General features: G+C 71.7%; 18 protein-coding genes. 9 read left to right on the plus strand and 9 right to left on the minus strand.

The window, feature by feature from the left end; genetic code table 11:
• Positions 1-93 precede the first annotated feature (93 nt).
• On the plus strand, positions 94-522 hold the full coding sequence (locus ABT004_RS03180; RefSeq protein WP_351331092.1) for a PPOX class F420-dependent oxidoreductase: 429 nt from the start codon (positions 94-96) through the stop codon (positions 520-522).
• A gap of 18 nt (positions 523-540) precedes the next feature.
• Here the strand turns inward: ABT004_RS03180 and ABT004_RS03185 are convergent, their stop codons facing one another.
• The 5 genes from ABT004_RS03185 to ABT004_RS03205 form a co-directional block, all read right to left on the minus strand.
• A complete protein-coding gene (locus ABT004_RS03185) occupies positions 541-1,149 on the minus strand; it encodes a GTP-binding protein (protein WP_351331093.1) in 609 nt (202 codons plus the stop codon).
• Positions 1,130-1,525 carry a DUF742 domain-containing protein gene (locus ABT004_RS03190; RefSeq protein ID WP_351331094.1) on the minus strand — a complete coding sequence of 132 codons (396 nt, stop codon included), beginning with the start codon at positions 1,523-1,525 and terminating at the stop codon, positions 1,130-1,132. Before ABT004_RS03190 ends, ABT004_RS03185 begins: the two co-directional genes overlap by 20 nt.
• A 17-nt stretch (positions 1,526-1,542) precedes the next feature.
• Positions 1,543-1,983, minus strand: a complete 441-nt coding sequence (locus tag ABT004_RS03195; protein WP_351331095.1) for a roadblock/LC7 domain-containing protein — start codon at positions 1,981-1,983, stop codon at positions 1,543-1,545.
• Positions 1,980-4,505, minus strand: coding sequence for a sensor histidine kinase (locus ABT004_RS03200; protein ID WP_351331096.1), 2,526 nt, complete (start codon positions 4,503-4,505; stop codon positions 1,980-1,982). Before ABT004_RS03200 ends, ABT004_RS03195 begins: the two co-directional genes overlap by 4 nt.
• A gap of 66 nt (positions 4,506-4,571) precedes the next feature.
• A complete protein-coding gene (locus ABT004_RS03205; protein WP_351331097.1) occupies positions 4,572-5,345 on the minus strand; it encodes an MHYT domain-containing protein in 774 nt (257 codons plus the stop codon).
• Between the two features lie 230 nt (positions 5,346-5,575).
• Here ABT004_RS03205 and ABT004_RS03210 point away from each other — a divergent pair, with 230 nt between their 5' ends.
• The 3 genes from ABT004_RS03210 to ABT004_RS03220 all read left to right on the plus strand — a co-directional run bounded on the left by ABT004_RS03210 (position 5,576) and on the right by ABT004_RS03220 (position 7,662).
• Positions 5,576-6,178, plus strand: a complete 603-nt coding sequence (locus ABT004_RS03210) for a class I SAM-dependent methyltransferase (protein ID WP_351331098.1) — start codon at positions 5,576-5,578, stop codon at positions 6,176-6,178.
• Positions 6,179-6,332: 154 nt separating this feature from the next.
• Positions 6,333-6,620, plus strand: coding sequence for a hypothetical protein (locus tag ABT004_RS03215; RefSeq protein ID WP_351331099.1), 288 nt, complete (start codon positions 6,333-6,335; stop codon positions 6,618-6,620).
• Between the two features lie 202 nt (positions 6,621-6,822).
• Positions 6,823-7,662, plus strand: a complete 840-nt coding sequence (locus tag ABT004_RS03220; RefSeq protein ID WP_351331100.1) for a hypothetical protein — start codon at positions 6,823-6,825, stop codon at positions 7,660-7,662.
• A gap of 60 nt (positions 7,663-7,722) precedes the next feature.
• Here the strand turns inward: ABT004_RS03220 and ABT004_RS03225 are convergent, their stop codons facing one another.
• Positions 7,723-7,905, minus strand: a complete 183-nt coding sequence (locus ABT004_RS03225; RefSeq protein WP_326020142.1) for a tail-anchor membrane protein — start codon at positions 7,903-7,905, stop codon at positions 7,723-7,725.
• 148 nt (positions 7,906-8,053) lie between these two features.
• Entirely contained in the window at positions 8,054-9,109 is a 1,056-nt protein-coding gene (locus tag ABT004_RS03230; protein WP_351331101.1) for a fatty acid desaturase family protein, read from the minus strand.
• A gap of 276 nt (positions 9,110-9,385) precedes the next feature.
• Here ABT004_RS03230 and ABT004_RS03235 point away from each other — a divergent pair, with 276 nt between their 5' ends.
• Positions 9,386-12,274, plus strand: a complete 2,889-nt coding sequence (locus ABT004_RS03235) for an SCO1167/SCO6262 family helicase (protein ID WP_502966953.1) — start codon at positions 9,386-9,388, stop codon at positions 12,272-12,274.
• Positions 12,271-13,542, plus strand: a complete 1,272-nt coding sequence (locus ABT004_RS03240; RefSeq protein WP_351331103.1) for an SWIM zinc finger family protein — start codon at positions 12,271-12,273, stop codon at positions 13,540-13,542. Before ABT004_RS03235 ends, ABT004_RS03240 begins: the two co-directional genes overlap by 4 nt.
• A 30-nt stretch (positions 13,543-13,572) precedes the next feature.
• On the opposite strand, the gene ABT004_RS03245 is transcribed toward ABT004_RS03240, so the two are convergent.
• Positions 13,573-14,799, minus strand: coding sequence for an acyl-CoA dehydrogenase family protein (locus ABT004_RS03245; protein ID WP_351331104.1), 1,227 nt, complete (start codon positions 14,797-14,799; stop codon positions 13,573-13,575).
• Positions 14,800-14,960: 161 nt separating this feature from the next.
• On the opposite strand from ABT004_RS03245, the gene ABT004_RS03250 reads away from it, so the two are divergent.
• Positions 14,961-15,614 (plus strand): TetR/AcrR family transcriptional regulator, encoded by a 654-nt coding sequence (locus ABT004_RS03250; RefSeq protein WP_351331105.1) that lies wholly within the window; start codon positions 14,961-14,963, stop codon positions 15,612-15,614.
• Positions 15,615-15,719: 105 nt separating this feature from the next.
• On the opposite strand, the gene def is transcribed toward ABT004_RS03250, so the two are convergent.
• The gene (def, locus tag ABT004_RS03255) at positions 15,720-16,259 is read right to left on the minus strand and encodes a peptide deformylase (protein ID WP_351331106.1); all 540 of its coding nucleotides are present in this window, start codon (positions 16,257-16,259) and stop codon (positions 15,720-15,722) included.
• 141 nt (positions 16,260-16,400) lie between these two features.
• Between def and ABT004_RS03260 the strand changes: the two genes are divergently transcribed.
• Both ABT004_RS03260 and ABT004_RS03265 read left to right on the plus strand, forming a co-directional pair.
• Positions 16,401-17,639: a Mur ligase family protein gene (locus ABT004_RS03260; RefSeq protein WP_351331107.1), complete on the plus strand. Its 1,239-nt coding sequence runs from the start codon at positions 16,401-16,403 to the stop codon at positions 17,637-17,639.
• Positions 17,640-17,679: 40 nt separating this feature from the next.
• Positions 17,680-18,411 (plus strand): type 1 glutamine amidotransferase, encoded by a 732-nt coding sequence (locus ABT004_RS03265; RefSeq protein WP_351331108.1) that lies wholly within the window; start codon positions 17,680-17,682, stop codon positions 18,409-18,411.
• Positions 18,412-18,480: the final 69 nt, after the last annotated feature.

An 18,480-nucleotide genomic window follows, 5' to 3' on the forward strand; every position in this document is an offset into this window, starting at 1 on the left:
CTCCCCGCCCCGGAGGGGATCCGCTCCCCTGCCCGGAGGATCTCACTCGCAAGCCTTCCCCACCCTGGGCATCCGGGCAAGGAGGATGGGCGCATGGCACACAAGATGACCGATGAGCAATGGAAGGCCTTCGTCTCCGAGGGCACTCACACCGCCAAGTTGTCCACTGTGCGAGCCGACGGCAGCCCGCACATCGCGCCCGTCTGGTTCGTTCTCGACGGCGACGACATCGTGTTCAACACCAACAAGGACACGGTCAAGGGCCGCAATCTGGCCCGGGACGAGCGGGTCGCCCTCTGCGTCGACGACGAGCGGCCCCCGTTCTCGTTCGTGTCGATCCAGGGCCGCGCCGAACTCAGCGAGGACCCGGACGAACTGCTGGATTCGGCCACCAGGATCGGCGGCCGCTACATGGGTGCGGACCGCGCCGAGGAGTTCGGCCGGCGCAACGCGGTGCCGGGTGAACTCGTCGTCCGCGTACGGGTCGAGAAGGTCGTGGCGCTGGGCGACATGACCGGCTGAACGGGCCGGCCACGAGCCTCAGCCCACGGAGTCGAGCAGCCGGGCGGAGTGCATGCGCCCGGCGTACTCGACCAGTCTGATCAGTACCTCCTTCCCCGAGTCACGGTCACGCGCGTCGCACAGCACCACGGGGGTCCCGCGGTCGAGGTCCAGGGCGCGGGCCACGTCCTGCGCCCCGAAGGCCCTGCTGTCCGCGAAGCAGTTCACCGCCACGACGAACGGGATGTGCCGGTGCTCGAAGTAGTCCACGGCGGGGAAGCAGTCCTCGAGCCGCCGCGTGTCCGCGAGGACCACGGCGCCGAGCGCGCCCTGCGAGAGCTCGTCCCAGAGGAACCAGAAGCGGTCCTGGCCCGGCGTGCCGAACAGGTAGAGCGACAGGCCTGACCTGATGGTGATGCGGCCGAAGTCCATGGCGACGGTCGTGGTGGTTTTGCGTTCGACCGCCCCGGTGTCGTCCACGTGCTGGCCCAGTTCGCTCAGGCGCTCCTCGGTGCGCAGCGGCCTGATCTCGCTGACCGCGCCGACCAGGGTGGTCTTGCCCACTCCGAATCCGCCCGCGACCAGTATCTTCAGGGCCAGGGCGGCGGTGGGCCCTTCGGCCGTGGTGTCAGAGTGCTCTGAGTCCATCGATGACTTCTCTCAGGATCTTCTCGTCAGGTAGCTGTGCCGGCGGCACCGGCCTGCTGACCTTCACGCAGGCCAGTTCAAGCAGGTCGCCGAGGAGCACACGGACCACGCCCACGGGCACATCGGTGCCCGCGGCCAGTTCGGCGACCGTCTGGGTCTCCGTGCGGCACAGGTCGATGATCGACCTGTGCTCGGGACCGAGGCCGGTGTCTTCGTGGGCGCCTGGCGCCGCGGTGTCGAGCGTCACCAGGGCGATCAGGTCGAAGTGTGCTCCCTGTGGCCCCGGCGCGGTGCGTCCACCGGTCATCGCGTAGGGGCGGACCAGGGGCCCGGCCTCTTGGTCGAACCACTGGCTTCCGGGGTCGTTGTCGTTCATGTCGCCGACCGTGCCCGTCAACTCGCGGTGGGCGGCTGCCCGGCGGCTCTCGGGGCCGTGTAGAGGTGTTCGCCGACCCTCTTGACCAGGCGAGCCATCTCGTAGGCGACGAGGCCGATATCGGCGGTGCCGGTGCTCAGGACAGCGAGGCAGGAACCGTCGCCTGCGGCCGCAACGAAGAGGAAACCTTCATCCATCTCGACCATGGTCTGCCGCACCCCGCCCGCACCGAAGTGCCGCCCCGTGCCCTTGGCGAGACTGTTGAAGCCGGAGGCGACGGCCGAGAGGTGTTCGGCGTCCTCCCTGCGCAGGCCGCTGGAGGCGCCGACGGCGAGCCCGTCGTTGGAGAGGATCACGGCATGCCGCAGTTCGGGCACTCGAAGCACCAAGTCATCAAGGAGCCAGTCGAGTTCACCGGAACCATGGGCCGTGCCCGTGGTACTCGATTCCTTGATCATGCGGGATCTCCTTCATGGGTGTCGGGGCCGGGCGGGCGGCCACCGCCTCTGGCCCAGCCGTCCCGGAAGGAGGCCATCCGGGCCCGGACCTGTTCGGGGGTGCGCTCGTCCGGTGCGGGTACGCGCGCAGGGGGCGTCGGTTCGGTCGGCCGCTCGCGCAGTTGGGGCGCGAGGCTGGCCTGACGTATGCGGCGCGGGAGGCCGTCGGGGGGTGCGGCCGAATCGTTGCCGGGGTGTTCGGGATGTTCTGGATGCGCGGGCTCCGGCGGAGTGCGCAGGCGCAGCGCGGTGACGCCCGGCGGATGCCGGGGGCTCTCGGTCTCCGCCGAGGGGGCGAGCGCCGGGCGGGGCACCTGCGCGGGGACGGGGTGGCTGTCGTTCATCGGTGCCGCTTCGGGCTCGGGCACGCGCGCGTAGCGGCGCTCTTCCTGGGACAGTTGGTGCGCGTCTTGGGTGCTCGGCCCGATCTCGCCGTCCTTGTGCAGCAAGGGAGTGGGCAGGAGGACGACGGCGGTGGTGCCCCCGTATGGAGACGTTCGCAGGTGCACCTTGATGTCGTGGCGTTTGGCGAGTCTGCTGACCACGAAGAGGCCGAGCTGGTCGCTGTCGAACAGGTCGAGGGCTTCCGAGTGCCCGATGCGCTGATTGGCCTCGGCGAGGGTCTCCTTGCCCATGCCGAGGCCGCGGTCCTCGATCTCGATCGCGTACCCGTTACCGACGGGCTCGCCACTGATACGCACCTTGGTGTGCGGGGGCGAGAACTGGGCGGCGTTCTCGACGAGTTCGGCCACCAGGTGGGTGAGGTCCGCGACGGCGGCGCCGGACACTTGGGCGGCGGAGAGGTGGCGCACCTCCACGCGCGCGTAGTCCTCGATCTCGGAGACCGCGGCCCGTACGACGTTCGTCAGCGGGACGGGCTGTCGCCAGGCGCGACCCGGCGCCGCTCCGGAGAGGATGATCAGGCTCTCCGCGTGGCGGCGCATCCTTGTGGTGAGGTGATCGAGCCGGAACAGGTCGCCGAGTTCGCTCGGGTCGTCGGCGCGGCGCTCCATGCTGTCCAGGAGACCGAGTTGACGGTGGACGAGGACCTGGCTGCGGCGGGCGAGGTTGACGAAGACCCCGGAGATGCCGCTGGCGAGTTCGGCGCGCTCCACAGCGGCGTACAGGGCCGCGCGGTGCACGGTGGTGAGCGCCTCGGACACCTGGCCCGTCTCGTCCTCCGCGGGCGGACCCTCGGGGGCTTCGGCCGCCACGTCGATCTCGTCACCGGCCCGCAACCTGCGCATGGTGTCGGGCAGTTTGCGGCGGGCGATCTCCAGTGCGGTGTTGCGCAGGCTGACCAGTTCGACGACGAGGCCGCGGCCGATGCGCACGGAGATCACCAGTGAGGCCGCCACGGCGACGAGTCCGAGCAGGACGGCCGCTCCCGCCGGAGTGAGCAGTCCGCGGGTGAGCGGGTCCGCGCGGACCGCGGCGTCGCGTGCGGCGTCCGCCTCGATGGCACGCATGCGGCCCTGTACGGTCGCGTACGCCGTGTTCCAGGAGCCGGCGGACGCGGCGGCGAGCGCCTTCCCGCCCGGTTCCGCGATGAGGGTGCGGTCCTCGACGGCGCGCACGTCGCCGTAGGCGCGGCCTGCCGCCAGGCGCTTCCAGGCGGCTCGTTCGGGCCCGCGCAGGTCGCTCGCGGCCGTGCCGATCAGGTTCTTGCGGGTCTCCACCGCCCCGGTGAACAGCCGCAGGCGCTGGCCGTCCAGGGAACCGGCCAGGCGTGCGCCGACGAGCACCGCGTTCTCCCGGGCGAGCATCTCGCCGGAGCGGCCGAACTCCAGGAGCACGCGCGCGTCGGAGCCGAGTTCGGAGTCCTGGATGCCGGTGAGTGAACCGCTGACCGCGAAGGCGCTGTCGACGGTCCTGGTGTACTGCCCGTATGCGTCGTCCCAGCCGGTGCGCCGATCTCGCACGGCCTTGCGCACGCTACTTAGGTGCTCGACGCCGGCGACGAACGACTCCAGCCGGCCGGCCACCGCACGCGGGAGGTCCGCTCCGTCAGCGACCGTGCCGTCCTTGCCGATGCGCAGGGCCGAGACGGCGCGGTCCGTGGCGGCCGCACGCCTCGTGAAGTCGTCGCCGCGGCCCGCGGTGGGCTCGGTGGCGTAGGAGACGGCTGCGGTGCGTTCGGCCTGCAGGGCGGCCACGGACGCGCCCACGGGTGCGCGCACCGCCTCGTCGACCCGCTGCAACTGCCGCAGCCGCGCGATGTCCTGGGCGGTGCTCACGGTGGCGAAGCCCCACAGGGCGATCAGCGAGACGACGGGCACCATCAGGAGGCAGATGATTTTCGCCCGGACCGTACGCGGACGCAGATTCACGGTTCCCGCGCGCGCGGGGGGCGGCCTGCGGGGCTCCGGCTCCTCCAGGACGTCTTCGTTTGCGGGCAGCCCGGCGTGCGCACGCCGTCCGCGCGCGGGGGCCGAACTCTCGTGCACGGGGCCGGAGCCGGGGGTTCTGCGGGGCGGGCGCATGGCCTCCTCGATCGGGGTCGGGGCACCTTCGCGCTACTGGTGCCGGGCCGGTGGCGGTGCGGTGGGTCAGGGAGTCTGGTGCTCCAGCGGGCGCTGCGCCGACGTGGAAGCCTCCCTCTCGTCCGCGGTCGGGGACAGCGCGACGAACGCCGAGGTCAAGAAGAGGTAGGAGCCGAGCCCCACGGCCAGCGGGAAGATGAACTGCATCGGCGTGGCCCCGGCGATCTCCGCCGTGGAGGGGCTCACCCGCACGCTCACCGCCATCATCCCGGTGTAGTGCATGCTGCTCACGGCGCCGCCCATGACGAGGGAGGCGACCGCGACGGCGCCCGGCGACTTGATGTTGAGGGCGGCCCACAATGCGGCGGTCGCCGCGACGACGGCGATCACCACGGAGAGGGCGACCAGCAGCGGGTCGTAGCCGACCTGCCCGTGCAGGCGCAGGGCCGCCATCCCCAGGTAGTGCATGCTGGCCACGCCGAGGCCCGTCGTGAGGCCGCCCAGGACCAGCGCGCGCCCGCGCTCGCCGTGATGGCCGACCGCGAAGACGCCGACGCCGACGACGGTCACCGCGACGACCAGGCTGAGGATCGTCAGCGGAACGTTGTAGCGGATCTCGGTGCCGGTGACGGTGAAGCCGAGCATCGCCACGAAGTGCATGGTCCAGATGCCGGTGCCGATGGCGGAGGCGGCGGTGAGCAGCCAGTTGCGCCGAGCGCGCCCCGTGGTGTTCAGGGCACGCACGGTGCAGCGCAGTCCGAGCGCGGCGCCGATGCAGGCCATCGCGTACGACAGCACGGGGGTGAGCCAACCGAAGGTGGCGTGGTCCAGGTGTCCCATGGGTCAGGGACGCTATGCCGGTGGGGGCGTACAACAGGGGCGCAGTCCGAAAGGTTTTGGAATACGGAGGAGATGCGGTTCGGATCGGTCGCCGGAGAGTCGAACATGCGCACCGCACGTGCATGCGATGTCTCCGACGAAGAAGAGGACCTTTCGATCCCGTGTCCCCCACTCGTGTCACAGGACGTGCCTGGGCGCCGCTGTCAGTGCGCTGCGCAATCATGGAGCGCATGAGCGATGACGCCACGCGTGTGCAGGAGTTCTTCACGGCAAGGGCCGCCGGCTGGGACGCCCGTTTCCCCGACGACGGTCCGGCCTACGCGTCCGCGGTGGCCGCGTTGGGGCTGCGTCCCGGAGGCCGTGTGCTCGACGCGGGCTGCGGCACGGGGCGGGCGCTGTCGCCGCTGCGCGCGGCCGTGGGGCCCTCCGGAGTGGTCCTGGGCGCCGATCTGACAGCGGCCATGCTGGAGCGCGCCGTACGGGCGGGTAGGGACACCGAGGGGCAGTTGCTGCGCACGGACGTGGCCCGGCTGCCGCTGCGTACCGGCGTACTGGACGCGGTGTTCGGTGCCGGGCTCATCTCGCACTTGCCGCAACCGGCCGCGAATCTGCGGGAGTTGGCGCGTGTGGTGCGCCCCGGCGGGCTGCTCGCACTTTTCCACCCGATCGGCCGGGCCGCCCTCGCCGCCCGTCACGGCCGTGCGCTCACGCCGGACGACCTGCGCGCCGAGCCCAATCTGCGCCCGCTGCTGGCCGCCGCCGGCTGGCGCATGACCTCGTACGCCGACGAGGACGAGCGCTTCCTGGCACTCGCGGTACGGGAGGAGGACTGAGCGCGCTCATGTGACCGAGCGTCACGGTCAAAGGCCGGAAAACCGGGCCCACCGAGCACCACCGCGCGGGATCCGCTCCGCGGCCTGGTCTGTCACCATGGCCGCAACTGCGCGACACACGTTGGCGGTTACGGGCAGGGGGACGGTGGCGTCCATGATCGATCGGGTCCGCAAGGCGTGGAGGACATGGCGCGAGGACGGCGGCTCGCCGAGCAGGAGGGAGCGTGCGCACAATCTCTTCGAAGCGGCTGCCGCCTACGTGGTGGGGTGCGTCGAGGACGACCAGGAGCGTGCCGACGAGGCGGCGGGCTGGGTCGAGCCGAGTGCCCTGGCCTTCGGGGTCAACGAGTTGGCCTGCAGGGCCGTCATCGCCCTCGCACGGGAACGCGACGAGCCGCCACGAACCGTCGCCCGCGGCCTCCTTGGACTGCCCGCCGGCTGACCCCACACGCGCGAGGCACAGATGCCCCATGCTCGCGAGGCACACACGTCGGGCACGGGATGTCGACACTTTACTCACGGCAGGGCTACAGGAGCTGAACCGCTGCCGATTTTCCTGGTCATCGACCATGGACCCCCCTGTACGGCACCATCGGACACTGGCTAAGGTCTCGCCGGTGGAACGAAGTTCAGGGGAGGCTGGCGTGGCCGGAGTGGACGAAGCAGCGGTCGAAGGGGACGACGCGCTGTACGTGCTGACGGCGGTGTTGCTGACGCCTGCGAAGTTCCCGAGCGTGCTCGGGGACGACTACCCGGAGGCATGCGAGGTCCTGGGGCTCGCACCGTTGGCCGATGGGTACGGCCTGGTGCTCGGCCAGGACGGACAGGGCGCCCGCTGGACCGTCGTGGTCGACGACGTGTCGCTGGTCGCCGTCGCCATCGCGTCGTGGGACTGCGGCATGGAGTACGAACTCTCGCCCGATGAGGCCAGCATGGTCGCCGCGCTGCCGGGCTGGCCGCTCGCGCTCGCCGTCGCGGCCCCGGGCGTCCCCGCGCCGCACGATCCCGAGCCCGACCCCGAGTACGCCGACGCGCCGCCGCTGACGCCGCCCGACACGGAGACGTGGGGGCCGGCCCAACGACGTCTGGGGGCAGACGAGATAGCCCTTCAGTGGGCGGTGTGGCGGGAACAGCTCGACGACTCCCAGTTCGCCACGGAGGAGGACGCGGAGGCGCCTCAGGAGGGCGACGCGGCGGAGGCCGGGCCGAGCGGATCCCAGCCGGGCATCCGGCGAGTCCTCTCGGAGGTACGCGGGTACGTGGACGCGCCGCCGCCGCTGGGCCGCGTGCGCTCCTCGTTCGCCTCCGGCGACGCGCGGACGCTGCGCGCCGACGGTCCCGGCTGGTCGATGGTCGCGCGGACCGACGACATCGCCTTCGTGCTCCTCGACGACGAGCCGGGCGAGGTGCTGCCGGTCGGCCGCGGCCGGGAGCTGCCGAGCCTGCTCGAAGCACTCGACAAGATGGCCGTCCGCCCTACGTGAACCGCCGGAGCCGCACGGGACGCTCGCGCCCCGCACGGCTCCGACCGTCACAAGGTCCCCTCAGCGGCCCAGTTCCTTGCGCGAGACGCGGCGCAACCTGCGCCGCTGTGAGGGGTCCAGCATCAGGTACGCGGCGGCGGGCGCGCCCAGCACGATGAGCAGGGCCGCCCACCAGGGCAGCCAGATCAGCAGGATGATGCCGACCGCCACACCTCCCGCGGCGATCTTCGCGTTCTTCGACATGTGTGTGGCCTCCTTCGGGGCGGCCCGCCCTCGCCTGAGTGGAGCGGACCCGCCTCTGCTGTGAGAAACGGGCCCACGTCGCCCGCAGTTCCGTCGCCTGACCCTGAGACATCCCTGATTTCACGCCGTCGCACACGACGGGGGGTCCTCAGATGTCGGCCCGCAGCGGCTCTCCCACTTCATACATGTGGCGCAGTGCCTGGCGGTAGGAGTCGACAAGCCCTGTCTCCACGAAGGGGATGCCGAGCCCGCGGCAGTGGGCCTTCACCATGGGTTGGGCGAGGCGCAGGTGGGGGCGGGGCATGCTCGGGAACAGGTGGTGCTCGATCTGGTAGTTGAGGCCACCGAGGAACCAGTCGGTCAGTGGGCCGCCCTTGATGTTGCGCGAGGTAAGGACCTGGCGGCGCAGGTGGCCCCACTTGTCGCCGTCCGGGTCCGGCATCTCCATGCCCTTGTGGTTGGGGGCGAACGCCATACCCAGATGCAGCCCGAACAGGGCCTGGTGGAGCGCGGCGAAGACGAGTGCGTGGCCGATCGGCATGGTGGTGAGGAGCAGCGTGAGGTAGCCGACCACGTGCGCGATCAGGAACGCGCCCTCCACGAGACGTTCGCGGCCGCTCTGGCGGCGCAGGTCCTGGAATCCGGACACCTTGAGGGCGATGCCTTCGAGCAGGGTGAGCGGGAAGAAGAGCCAGGCCTGGTGGCGGGTGAGCCAGCCGCGGAACCCCGCGCGCGTGGCGGCCTGTTTGCTGGTGAAGACGAGTACGTCGGCGGCGACGTCGGGGTCCTTCTCGATGTGGTTCGGGTTGGCGTGGTGCCGGTTGTGCTTGTCGTTCCACCAGGAGTAGCTCATGCCGAGCAGGAGGTTGCCGTGGACCAGGCCGATCAGCCGACTCACCGAGCGGTTCCCGGTGATCTGGGCGTGGCCCGCGTCATGTCCGACGAAGGCGGTGCGTGCGCACAGCATCGCGAGGACCGGTGCGAGGGCGAGCACCCACCACGAGCCGCCGAGGAGGGCCATGCCCGTGACGACGGCGCCCAGGCAGAGGGCGTTGACCACGATGGTGCGCACGTACCAGCCGGTGCGTCGCTCCAGCAGGCCCTGCCCCTTGATGGCGCGCAGCAGGGGCGTGAACTCGCTTCCCCCTTCGGGGGAGGTCGGCCTGGTGGCGGGTTCCGGCAGGGTTCCGACGGCCGAGGGCATGACGGTCTCCGGTCTGTGGTGGGTGAGGTCGATGCGGCGGGCTATGCGTCGCCCGACCACTAGGAAACCTATGGATCACGTGCCTTGATCGGCCATGGCGCCACCACCCGAGTACCGACTGGGTTCCCCCCACCTCGGCAGGGGGGGGTAAGCCCCACCCTTAAGGGTCAGGTGATTCAGGTCACGACATATGGAGGCCCGTCCGACAGATCCGGGGGTGTACCCTCGGCGCCTCCAGGGTGAGTAGTCAAGTTTGATGAACACGAGGACGTCGCCATCTCCGAGCACACCCACACCGCTCCGCCCACCCCCTCCGAGATCACCGAACTCGCGCGCTGCGGCGTCGTGTTCACCCCCTCCGACCCGGCCCGCACGTCGACCGTCGCCTTCTGGCGCCCCGAAGGCGGCGAGCCGCCACTACCGGACGCGGGCACCCGCGGCGAGCTGCACCTCGCGCTGCCCGGCGAGGACTCCGTGGAGCGGGTGACCGTACCGGCCGTCACCCTGCCCGTGCGCGCCGCGCTGCCGGTGCTCACCCGCGCGCGTAACACCGCGGACGCCGACCCGACGGCGGCCTTCTGGGGAGCGGCCGGTTTCCTGGCGCTCCAACTCGTCGCCCGCGGCCTGCTGTTGCCGGGGGTGAGCCCCGAGGGGCACGACGCGTGGCGCGCAGGCCCGCTGGGGGCCGACGACCTCGACCGGGTCCGGGAGCTGGCCGCCGCGATGCCGCCCGAGGCGCACGCCGTGCCGCTGGACGGGAACGAGCCGCCGCGCCTGCACACCCCGGAGCGGCTGCTGCGCGCGTTCCTGGACGCGGTGACCGACGCCCTGCCGCGCTCCCCCGCCGCCGCGCACGCCGCCGGCGCACCCGCGTTCGCGGCACGGGAACCGCAACGGGTGCCCGAGCTGCGCCCGTGGGCGGGGGATGTCGCGGCGGGGCTCGACGCGGGGGTGCGGATCTCGCTGCGCGTGGAGGTCCCCGGACTCGAACAGATCGCGGACGACGAGCCCCGCGTCCCGTTCCGCGCGGTGCTTCAACTGCACAGCGTCAGCGATCCCACGCTGATCGCGGACGCTGCACAGGTGTGGGCCGGGTCCGGAACCTCGGGGCGGGCCTTCGGCGACCGGGCCCGTATGGACGCGTTGTTGGCGCTGCGCCGCGCCACGCGCGCGTGGACACCGCTCGCGCCCTTGCTCTCCGCGGCCGTGCCGGACGCCGTCGAACTGGCCGACGAGGAGGTCACGGAGCTGCTCGGCGAGGGCGCGCGGGCGTTGTCCGCGGCCGGCGTCGAGGTGCACTGGCCCAAGGAGCTGGCCCGCAAGCTGACGGCCCGCGCGGTGATCGGCCCGGTCGAGGGAGAGGCCGGAGACGAGGGCGAGGGCGCCGACGGCCTGTCCTCCGGCGCCCCGTCCTTCCTGTCGGCCGACGCGCTGCTGGCGTTCGACTGGCGGTTCGCCCTCGGCGGCCAGGAGTTGAGCCGCGCGGAGCTGGACGTGCTCGCCGAGGCGAACCGTCCCGTCGTACGGCTGCGCGACCAGTGGGTGCTGATCGATCCGGCGGAGGCCCGCCGCGCCCGCTCCCACCAGGACCGCAAGGTCACCCCGGTCGACGCGCTGAGCGCCGTTCTCACGGGCTCGGCGGAGGTCGAGGGTCGCCGGGTCGACGTGCGGCCCACGGGCTGGCTCACGGCCCTGCGGGACCGCCTCACCGACCCCGAGGGCATGGCGGCGGTCGGCCAACCGGCCGCGCTCGACGCCGACTTGCGCGACTACCAGCTGCGCGGGCTCAACTGGCTCGCCCACATGACTTCGTTGGGCCTCGGCGCCTGCCTCGCCGACGACATGGGCCTCGGCAAGACGATCACGCTGATCGCACTGCACCTGCACCGCCAGAGCGCCCCGGAGAGCGCCGGGCCGACGCTCGTGGTCTGCCCGACGTCCCTGATGGGCAACTGGCAGCGCGAGATCGAGAAGTTCGCGCCCGGCACCCCGGTACGCCGCTTCCACGGCGGTCGACGCTCCCTGGAGAAACTCGCGGACGGGGAGTTCGTGCTCACCACCTACGGCACGATGCGCCTCGACGCCGCCCAACTCGGCACCGCTGCCTGGGGGATGCTCGTCGCCGACGAGGCGCAGCACGTGAAGAACCCCTACTCCGCGACGGCCAAGGAGCTGCGCACCATCGGCGCACGCGCACGCGTGGCGCTCACCGGCACCCCGGTCGAGAACAACCTCTCCGAGCTGTGGGCCCTCCTCGACTGGACGACGCCCGGTCTCCTTGGCCGCCTCGGCACGTTCCGCACGCGCTACGCCCAGGCGATCGAGGGCGGCAAGGACCCGGCGGCCGCGGAGCGTCTGGCCAAACTCGTCGGGCCCTTCTTGTTGCGTCGGCGCAAATCCGATCCCGGCATCGCACCGGAGCTGCCGCCCAAGACCGAGACGGATCGTGCGGTGTCCCTCACCGCCGAACAGGCGGGCCTCTACGAAGCCGTGGTCCGCGAGACGCTCGCGGAGATCTCCGGGGCGGCGGGATTCGAACGGCGCGGACTCATCGTCAAGCTCCTCACCGGCCTCAAGCAGATCTGCAACCACCCGGCGCAGTACCTCAAGGAGGACAAGCCCCGCATCACCGGCCGCTCCGGAAAGCTGGAACTCCTCGACGAGCTCCTGGACACGATCCTGGCCGAGGACGCCGGCGTGCTGATCTTCACGCAGTACGTACAGATGGCCCGCCTTGTGGAGCGGCACCTGGCGGCCCGCGGCGTCCCGGTGATGTTCCTCCACGGAGGCACCCCGGTCGCGGAGCGCGAGGCCATGGTGCGGCGCTTCCAGGAGGGCGAGGTCCCCGTGTTCCTGCTCTCGTTGAAGGCCGCGGGGACGGGGCTCAACCTCACGCGCGCGGAGCACGTCGTGCACTACGACCGCTGGTGGAACCCGGCCGTGGAGGCGCAGGCCACCGACCGCGCGTACCGCATCGGGCAGACCAGGCCGGTGCAGGTGCACCGGCTGATCGCCGAGGGCACGATCGAGGACCGCATCGCGCAGATGCTGGTCCGCAAGCAGGAGTTGGCGGACGCGGTGCTCGGCTCCGGCGAGGCGGCGCTGACCGAACTCACCGACGCGGAACTGGCGGACCTGGTCGAGCTGCGAGGGGGCACCCGATGAGCCACATGGAAGACGAGATGCGCACGTTCGCGGCGCTGCCGCCCGCGCACGGGCGGGGCTTCGCGCACACCTGGTGGGGGCAGGCCTGGTTGAAGGCCCTGGAGGACACCGCACTCGACACCGCGCAGCTGAAGGCGGGGCGCCGCCTCGCGCGCGCGGGGGCGGTGGGCGCGGTGTCGGTCCTGCCGGGTCGCATCACCGCGGTGGTGGAGGACCGCGGCGGCGCCACACACCGCTCGGACGTGCTGCTGCAGTGCCTGGACGAGGACGAGTGGGACGGCTTCCTGACGATGGCGGCCGCGCGGGCCGGACACATCGCGGCGCTTCTGGACCGCGACATGCCGCCGCACCTGGTGGAGGACGCCTCGGCGTCGGGTGTGGAACTCCTGCCGGGGATCGGCGACTTGGAGCCGCGCTGCGACTGCGACGCCTGGGACCACTGCGCGCACACGGCGGCGCTGAGCTATCAGCTCGCCCGTCTGCTGGACCAGGACCCGTTCGTGCTGCTCCTGCTGCGCGGGCGCGGCGAGCGCGCGTTGCTCGACGAGCTTCAGGTGCGCAGCACCGTACGCGCCGCACCGGAAGCGCCGCGCGAGGACCGGGAGGCCGAGGGCGTGGACGCGGCCGAGGCGTACGCGTCGGCGATCGTGCTGCCGCCGCTGCCGGGGCCGCCACCGCTACCCGACGAGCCCGGCCTGCCGCCGTCGCTCGACACGGAGACACCGGCGCCCGCGGGCACGGACGTCGAGGCGCTCGGCTTCCTCGGCGCGCGGGCAGCTGCCGAGGCGCACCGGCTGCTCGCGGAGGCGCTGTCCCCGGGACACGAACAGCGCCTTTCGTCACCGGAGTTGACCGTGCCGCAGGACGCCGTACGCCTGGCCTCCGCGGCCCCCGTGCCGCACATCCGGGCACGGCTCGCCGAGGTCGGTGGCCGCGGCCGGGAGGGCCTGACGCTCGCCGTGCACGCCTGGGAGTACGGGGGCGCCGCCGCACTCGACGTACTGGACGAGGAGTGGGCGCCTGACGCGGAAGGCCTGGCACGCGCGCGTGCCGCGCTCGACGCTGCCTGGGACGACGACGAGCGCCCCGACCTCAAGGCCGCCCGCGGCCGCTGGAGCACCGCCGACGGGCAGGCCCAACTGCGGCTCGGCCGGGACGGGCGCTGGTGGCCGTACCGCAAGCAGCGCGGCCGCTGGGCCCCCGCCGGACCGGCGACGTCCGACCCCGCCTCCGCGCTGGCCGGCGTCCTGGGCACCACGGACGCGTAGGCGAAGACGGGCTGATCGAAACGACAGTCCCTAGCGGATCGGCATGCCCGAGAGGGTGCGGGCGATGACCAGGCGCTGGATCTCGCTCGTGCCCTCGAAGATCGTGTAGATCGCGGCGTCGCGGTGCATGCGCTCCACGGGGTACTCGCGCGTGAAGCCGTTGCCGCCGAGGATCTGGACGGCCTGGGCGCTGACCTTCTTCGCGGTCTCGCTCGCGAACAGCTTGGACATGGAGCCCTCGGCGTTCTCGAACTTCTTGCCCGTGGACGCCATCCAGGAGGCACGCCACACCAAGAGGCGCGCGGCGTCGATCTGGGTGCGCATGTCGGCGAGCTGGAAGGCTACGCCCTGGTTGTCGATGATCGGGCGGCCGAACTGCTCGCGCGTCTTCGCGTACTCCAGGGCCTCCTCGTAGGCGGCGCGGGCCGTGCCGACCGCCATGGCGCCGACGGCGGGACGCGAGGCCTCGAAGGTGGCCATCGCGGCGTTCTTCACGCGCTCGCCGCCCTTCTTGGCCTTCTCGCGCGAGCGGGCGAGACGCTCGTCGAGCTTGTCCTTGCCGCCGAGCAGGCAGGAGCCGGGAACGCGGACGTTCTCCAGGACGACCTCTGCGGTGTGCGAGGCGCGGATGCCGTGCTTCTTGAACTTCTGGCCCTGGGACAGGCCGGGGGTGTTCGGCGGCACGATGAACGAGGCGTGCCCCTTGGAGCCGAGCTCCGCGTCCACGGAGGCGACCACCACGTGGACATTGGCGATGCCGCCGTTCGTCGCCCACGTCTTGGTGCCGTTCAGGACCCACTCGTCCTTGGCCTCGTCATAGACGGCACGCGTGCGCATCGCGGCGACATCGGAGCCCGCATCCGGCTCGGAGGAGCAGAAGGCGGCCACCTTCACATCGTTCACGTCGCCGTACATCTGCGGAATCCAGGTGCCGATCTGCTCCTCGGTCCCGTTGGCGAGCACGCCCACCGCGGCGAGGCCCGTGCCGACGATGGACAGGCCAATGCCCGCGTCGCCCCAGAACAGCTCCTCCATGGCCATCGGGATGCCGAGGCCCGACGGGTCGAAGAACTGCTGCGCGTAGAAGTCCAGGGAGTAGATTCCGAGCTTGGCCGCTTCCTGGATGACCGGCCAGGGGGTCTCCTCGCGCTCGTCCCACTCGGCGGCCGCGGGGCGGATCACATCGGCGGCGAAGCCGTGCAGCCAGTCCCGCACTTCCTTCTGCTCGTCGTTGAGATCCATGGTGAACTCGGCCATAACCCCTCCAGGGCGCACGCAATACTGTGTTACTTAAGGTAACTCGAGTCTGTTACTGACGAGTAGCCTCTGTCAACCTCCGAGTACGCGTTCGATACCGGATGTCCGGTGGGTGTTACCTTTCGCGTGCGTCAGGCAATCGCACGGGGCGGGGAGATTTCATGGAGACCACACAGCGGACCGATCAGCGCGCGGACCAACGGTCCGCCGCCGAGCGTCGGCGGCGCGAGCTGCTGGAGGCCGCGGACCGCGTGGTTCTCCGAGAGGGACCCGGCGCCTCGATGAACGCGATCGCGGCGGAGGCCGGGATCACCAAGCCGATCCTGTACCGGCACTTCGGCGACAAGGGCGGCCTCTACGCCGCGCTCGCCACGCGCCACACGGACGCACTGCTCGCCTCGCTGCGGGCCGCCCTGGACGCGCCCGCGGAGCGGCGCGAGCGCGTGGAGGCGACGCTCGACACGTACTTGGCGGCGATCGAGGCCCGCCCCCAGGTCTACCGCTTCCTGATGCATCCGTCGGAGGGCTCCCCCGCCGAATCCGGGTTCGACGTCGGACAGCACTCGGCGCCGCTGCTACGCCGCATGGGCGAGGAGCTGGCCGAGGTCATCGAGGAGCGCGTGGACCTCGGCCCCGGCAGCCAGCAGCTCGCGCGCGTCTGGGGGCACGGGATCGTCGGCATGATGCACGCCGCGGGCGACTGGTGGCTCGGCGACCGCCCGTGCGAGCGCGCCGAGTTGGTGCGCGGCCTCGCCGACCTGCTGTGGGGGCGGCTCGCCGCGGCGGGCGACAAGGCGGGCGGCCCCGCTTTCTGACCGGCCCGACGCCCCGTCAGCAGCCCACGTGGCCGACGTCGGCTCAGCAGCCCACGTGGCCGGCGCCGGCTCAGCAGCCCACGTGGCCGGCGCCGGCTCAGCAGCTCACGTGGCCCACGGCGCCTTCGCCGCCTGACGCAGCACCTTCCTGCGCCGCCATCCGGTGACCCGCTCCGTGTACGTACGCCCCTCCAAGTGGTCGCACTCGTGCTGGAGGCAGCGGGCGAACCAGCCCGTTCCGTGGATCACCAGCGGTTCGCCGCCAAGGTCGTGGCCCTCCACGCGCGCGTGGTCGAAGCGGGGCGTGCCCGCCTCGAGGCCGGGGAGCGACAGACAGCCCTCGGGGCCGCGGATCATCTCGCCGTCGGCCTCGACCAGGCGTGGGTTCACGACGTGGCCGACGTGGCGCACATCGTCGTCATCCTCACAGTCGAAGACGAAGACCCGCAGTCCCTCGCCGACCTGGTTCGCGGCGAGGCCCACCCCTTGCGCCGCGTACATCGTGGCGAACAGGTCCTCCACCAGGCGCGCGAGGGCCGGGCCGAAGTCCGTGACCTGCGCGCAGGGTTGGTGCAGCACGGTTTCACCGAGCAGGGTCAGGGGTCGTACGCGCCCTGAGGCGCCCGGGATCGAGCCGTGTCGCATGCCGGTAAGGGTACGGTCCTGAGTGCACCACGAAGCGCTGGTGGTGCCGCTGTTCGGGCTTGTCAGAGGATCTCGATAGGCTGAGCCCATAAACGATGCCGGGGGCAGGCGCGGCGCCGTACGCAAGGAGGACCCAGGAAAATGGCAGGCAACTCGGAGCCGATGACTCCGCGCGCCAAGCTGGCCGTGACGGCCGGCCGGGCCGCGGCCGCGGTGTCGCGGGCGGCGGGCCGCGGCAGCGGATCGGTGATCGGCGGCAAGGTCGCGCTGCGGTTCGACCCCGAGCTGCTCGCGCGGGTCGCCCAGCACCTGGAAGTGGTGCTCGTCTCGGCCACGAACGGAAAGACGACGACCACGCGACTGCTCGCGGAGGCCCTGCGCGCCAGCGGCACCGTCGTGTCGAACGCACTGGGTGCGAACATGCCGGCGGGCATCACCTCCGCCCTGGCCGGCGGCGGCGACGCCAAGTACGGCGTGATCGAGGTCGACGAGAAGTACCTGGTCGGCGTCGCCCGCGACACCGACCCGAAGGCGATCGCGCTGCTCAACCTCTCGCGCGACCAGTTGGACCGCGCCGGTGAGACCCGCATGCTCGCCGAGAAGTGGCGCGAGGGCCTGTCCGGTTCGAAGGCCATCGTGATCGCGAACGCGGACGACCCGCTGATCGTCTGGGCCGCCTCCTCCTCGCCGAACGTGGTGTGGGTCGCCGCGGGCCAGGAGTGGAAGGACGACGCCTGGTCCTGCCCGGCGTGCGGCGGTGTGATGCAGCGCCCCGGTGACGACTGGTTCTGCGGCGAGTGCGGCTTCCGCCGCCCGCTCGCGAGCTGGGCGCTCCAGGGCGACCACGTCATCGACCCGCACGGCTCCGCCTGGCCGATCAACCTCCAGCTGCCGGGCCGCGCCAACAAGGCGAACGCGGCGACGTCCGCGGCCGTCGCCGCCTGCTTCGGGGTACCCCCGCAGGTCGCCCTGGAGCGCATGTACAAGGTGCAGGCGGTGGCGGGCCGCTACGACGTCGTGCAGTTCCAGGAGCGCGACCTGCGGCTGCTGCTCGCCAAGAACCCTGCGGGCTGGCTCGAAACGTTCACGCTGATCGACCCGCCGCCGACCCCGGTGATCCTCTCGGTGAACGCGCGGGGCGCCGACGGCACCGATACCTCCTGGCTGTGGGACGTCGACTACACGCGCCTGGCCGGCCACCCGATCTGCGTGATCGGCGACCGTCGGCTCGACCTCGCGGTCCGGCTCGAGGTCGCGGGACTGGACTTCCGGGTCTGCGAAACGCTCGACGAGGCCGTGCAGATGTCACCCCCGGGACGCATCGAGCTGATCGCCAACTACACCGCGTTCCAGGACGTCCGCCGCCGCGTGGGCAACTGACCGGGCCCCACGAAGAACGCGACAGCGAAGGATCATGAGCATGAGTGACAACAGCCTGCGCCTCGTGTGGGTCTACCCCGACCTCCTGAGCACCTACGGAGACCAGGGCAATGCTCTGGTGGTGGAGCGCCGCGCCCAGCAGCGCCGCCTCCAGGTCGAGCGCTACGACGTGCGCAGCGACCAGGCGGTGCCGACCTCCGGCGACATCTACCTCATCGGCGGCGGCGAGGACCGTCCGCAGCGCCTCGCGGCGGAGCGGCTGCGCCGCGACGGCGGCCTGCAGCGCGCGGTGGCCAACGGCGCGATCGTCTTCTCCGTGTGCGCCGGATACCAGATCCTCGGCCACGAGTTCGTGAACGACCTCGGTGAGCGCGAGCCCGGGCTCGGCCTGCTCGACGTCGTCTCGACGCGCGGCGAGGGCGAGCGCTGCGTCGGTGACGTACTGGGCGACATCGACCCGGAGTTGGGCCTGCCGGAGCTGACCGGCTTCGAGAACCACCAGGGCATCACGCACCTCGGTCCCACGGCGCGGGCCTTCGCCCGCACCCGGATCGGCAAGGGCAACGGGACGGGGGACGGCACCGAAGGCGCCTTCAACGACACCGTCTTCGGCACGTACATGCACGGGCCCGTGCTCGCGCGCAATCCGCAGATCGCCGACCTGCTGATCAAGCTGGCGCTCGACGTGAACGCGCTGCCGCCGGTGAACGACCACTGGTACGAGGAGCTCAGGAACGAGCGGATCTCGGCGGCCACGACGCAGCCGGCGTAGCCACGGCCGGCGGGCCCTTCGGTGCACGTCCGTGCCCATGTGAGCGGGCCGGTCCACCAGTCGGACGCC

Origin of the sequence: Streptomyces sp. NPDC002790 (genome assembly GCF_040295505.1) — a bacterium.
Taxonomy (GTDB): domain Bacteria; phylum Actinomycetota; class Actinomycetes; order Streptomycetales; family Streptomycetaceae; genus Streptomyces.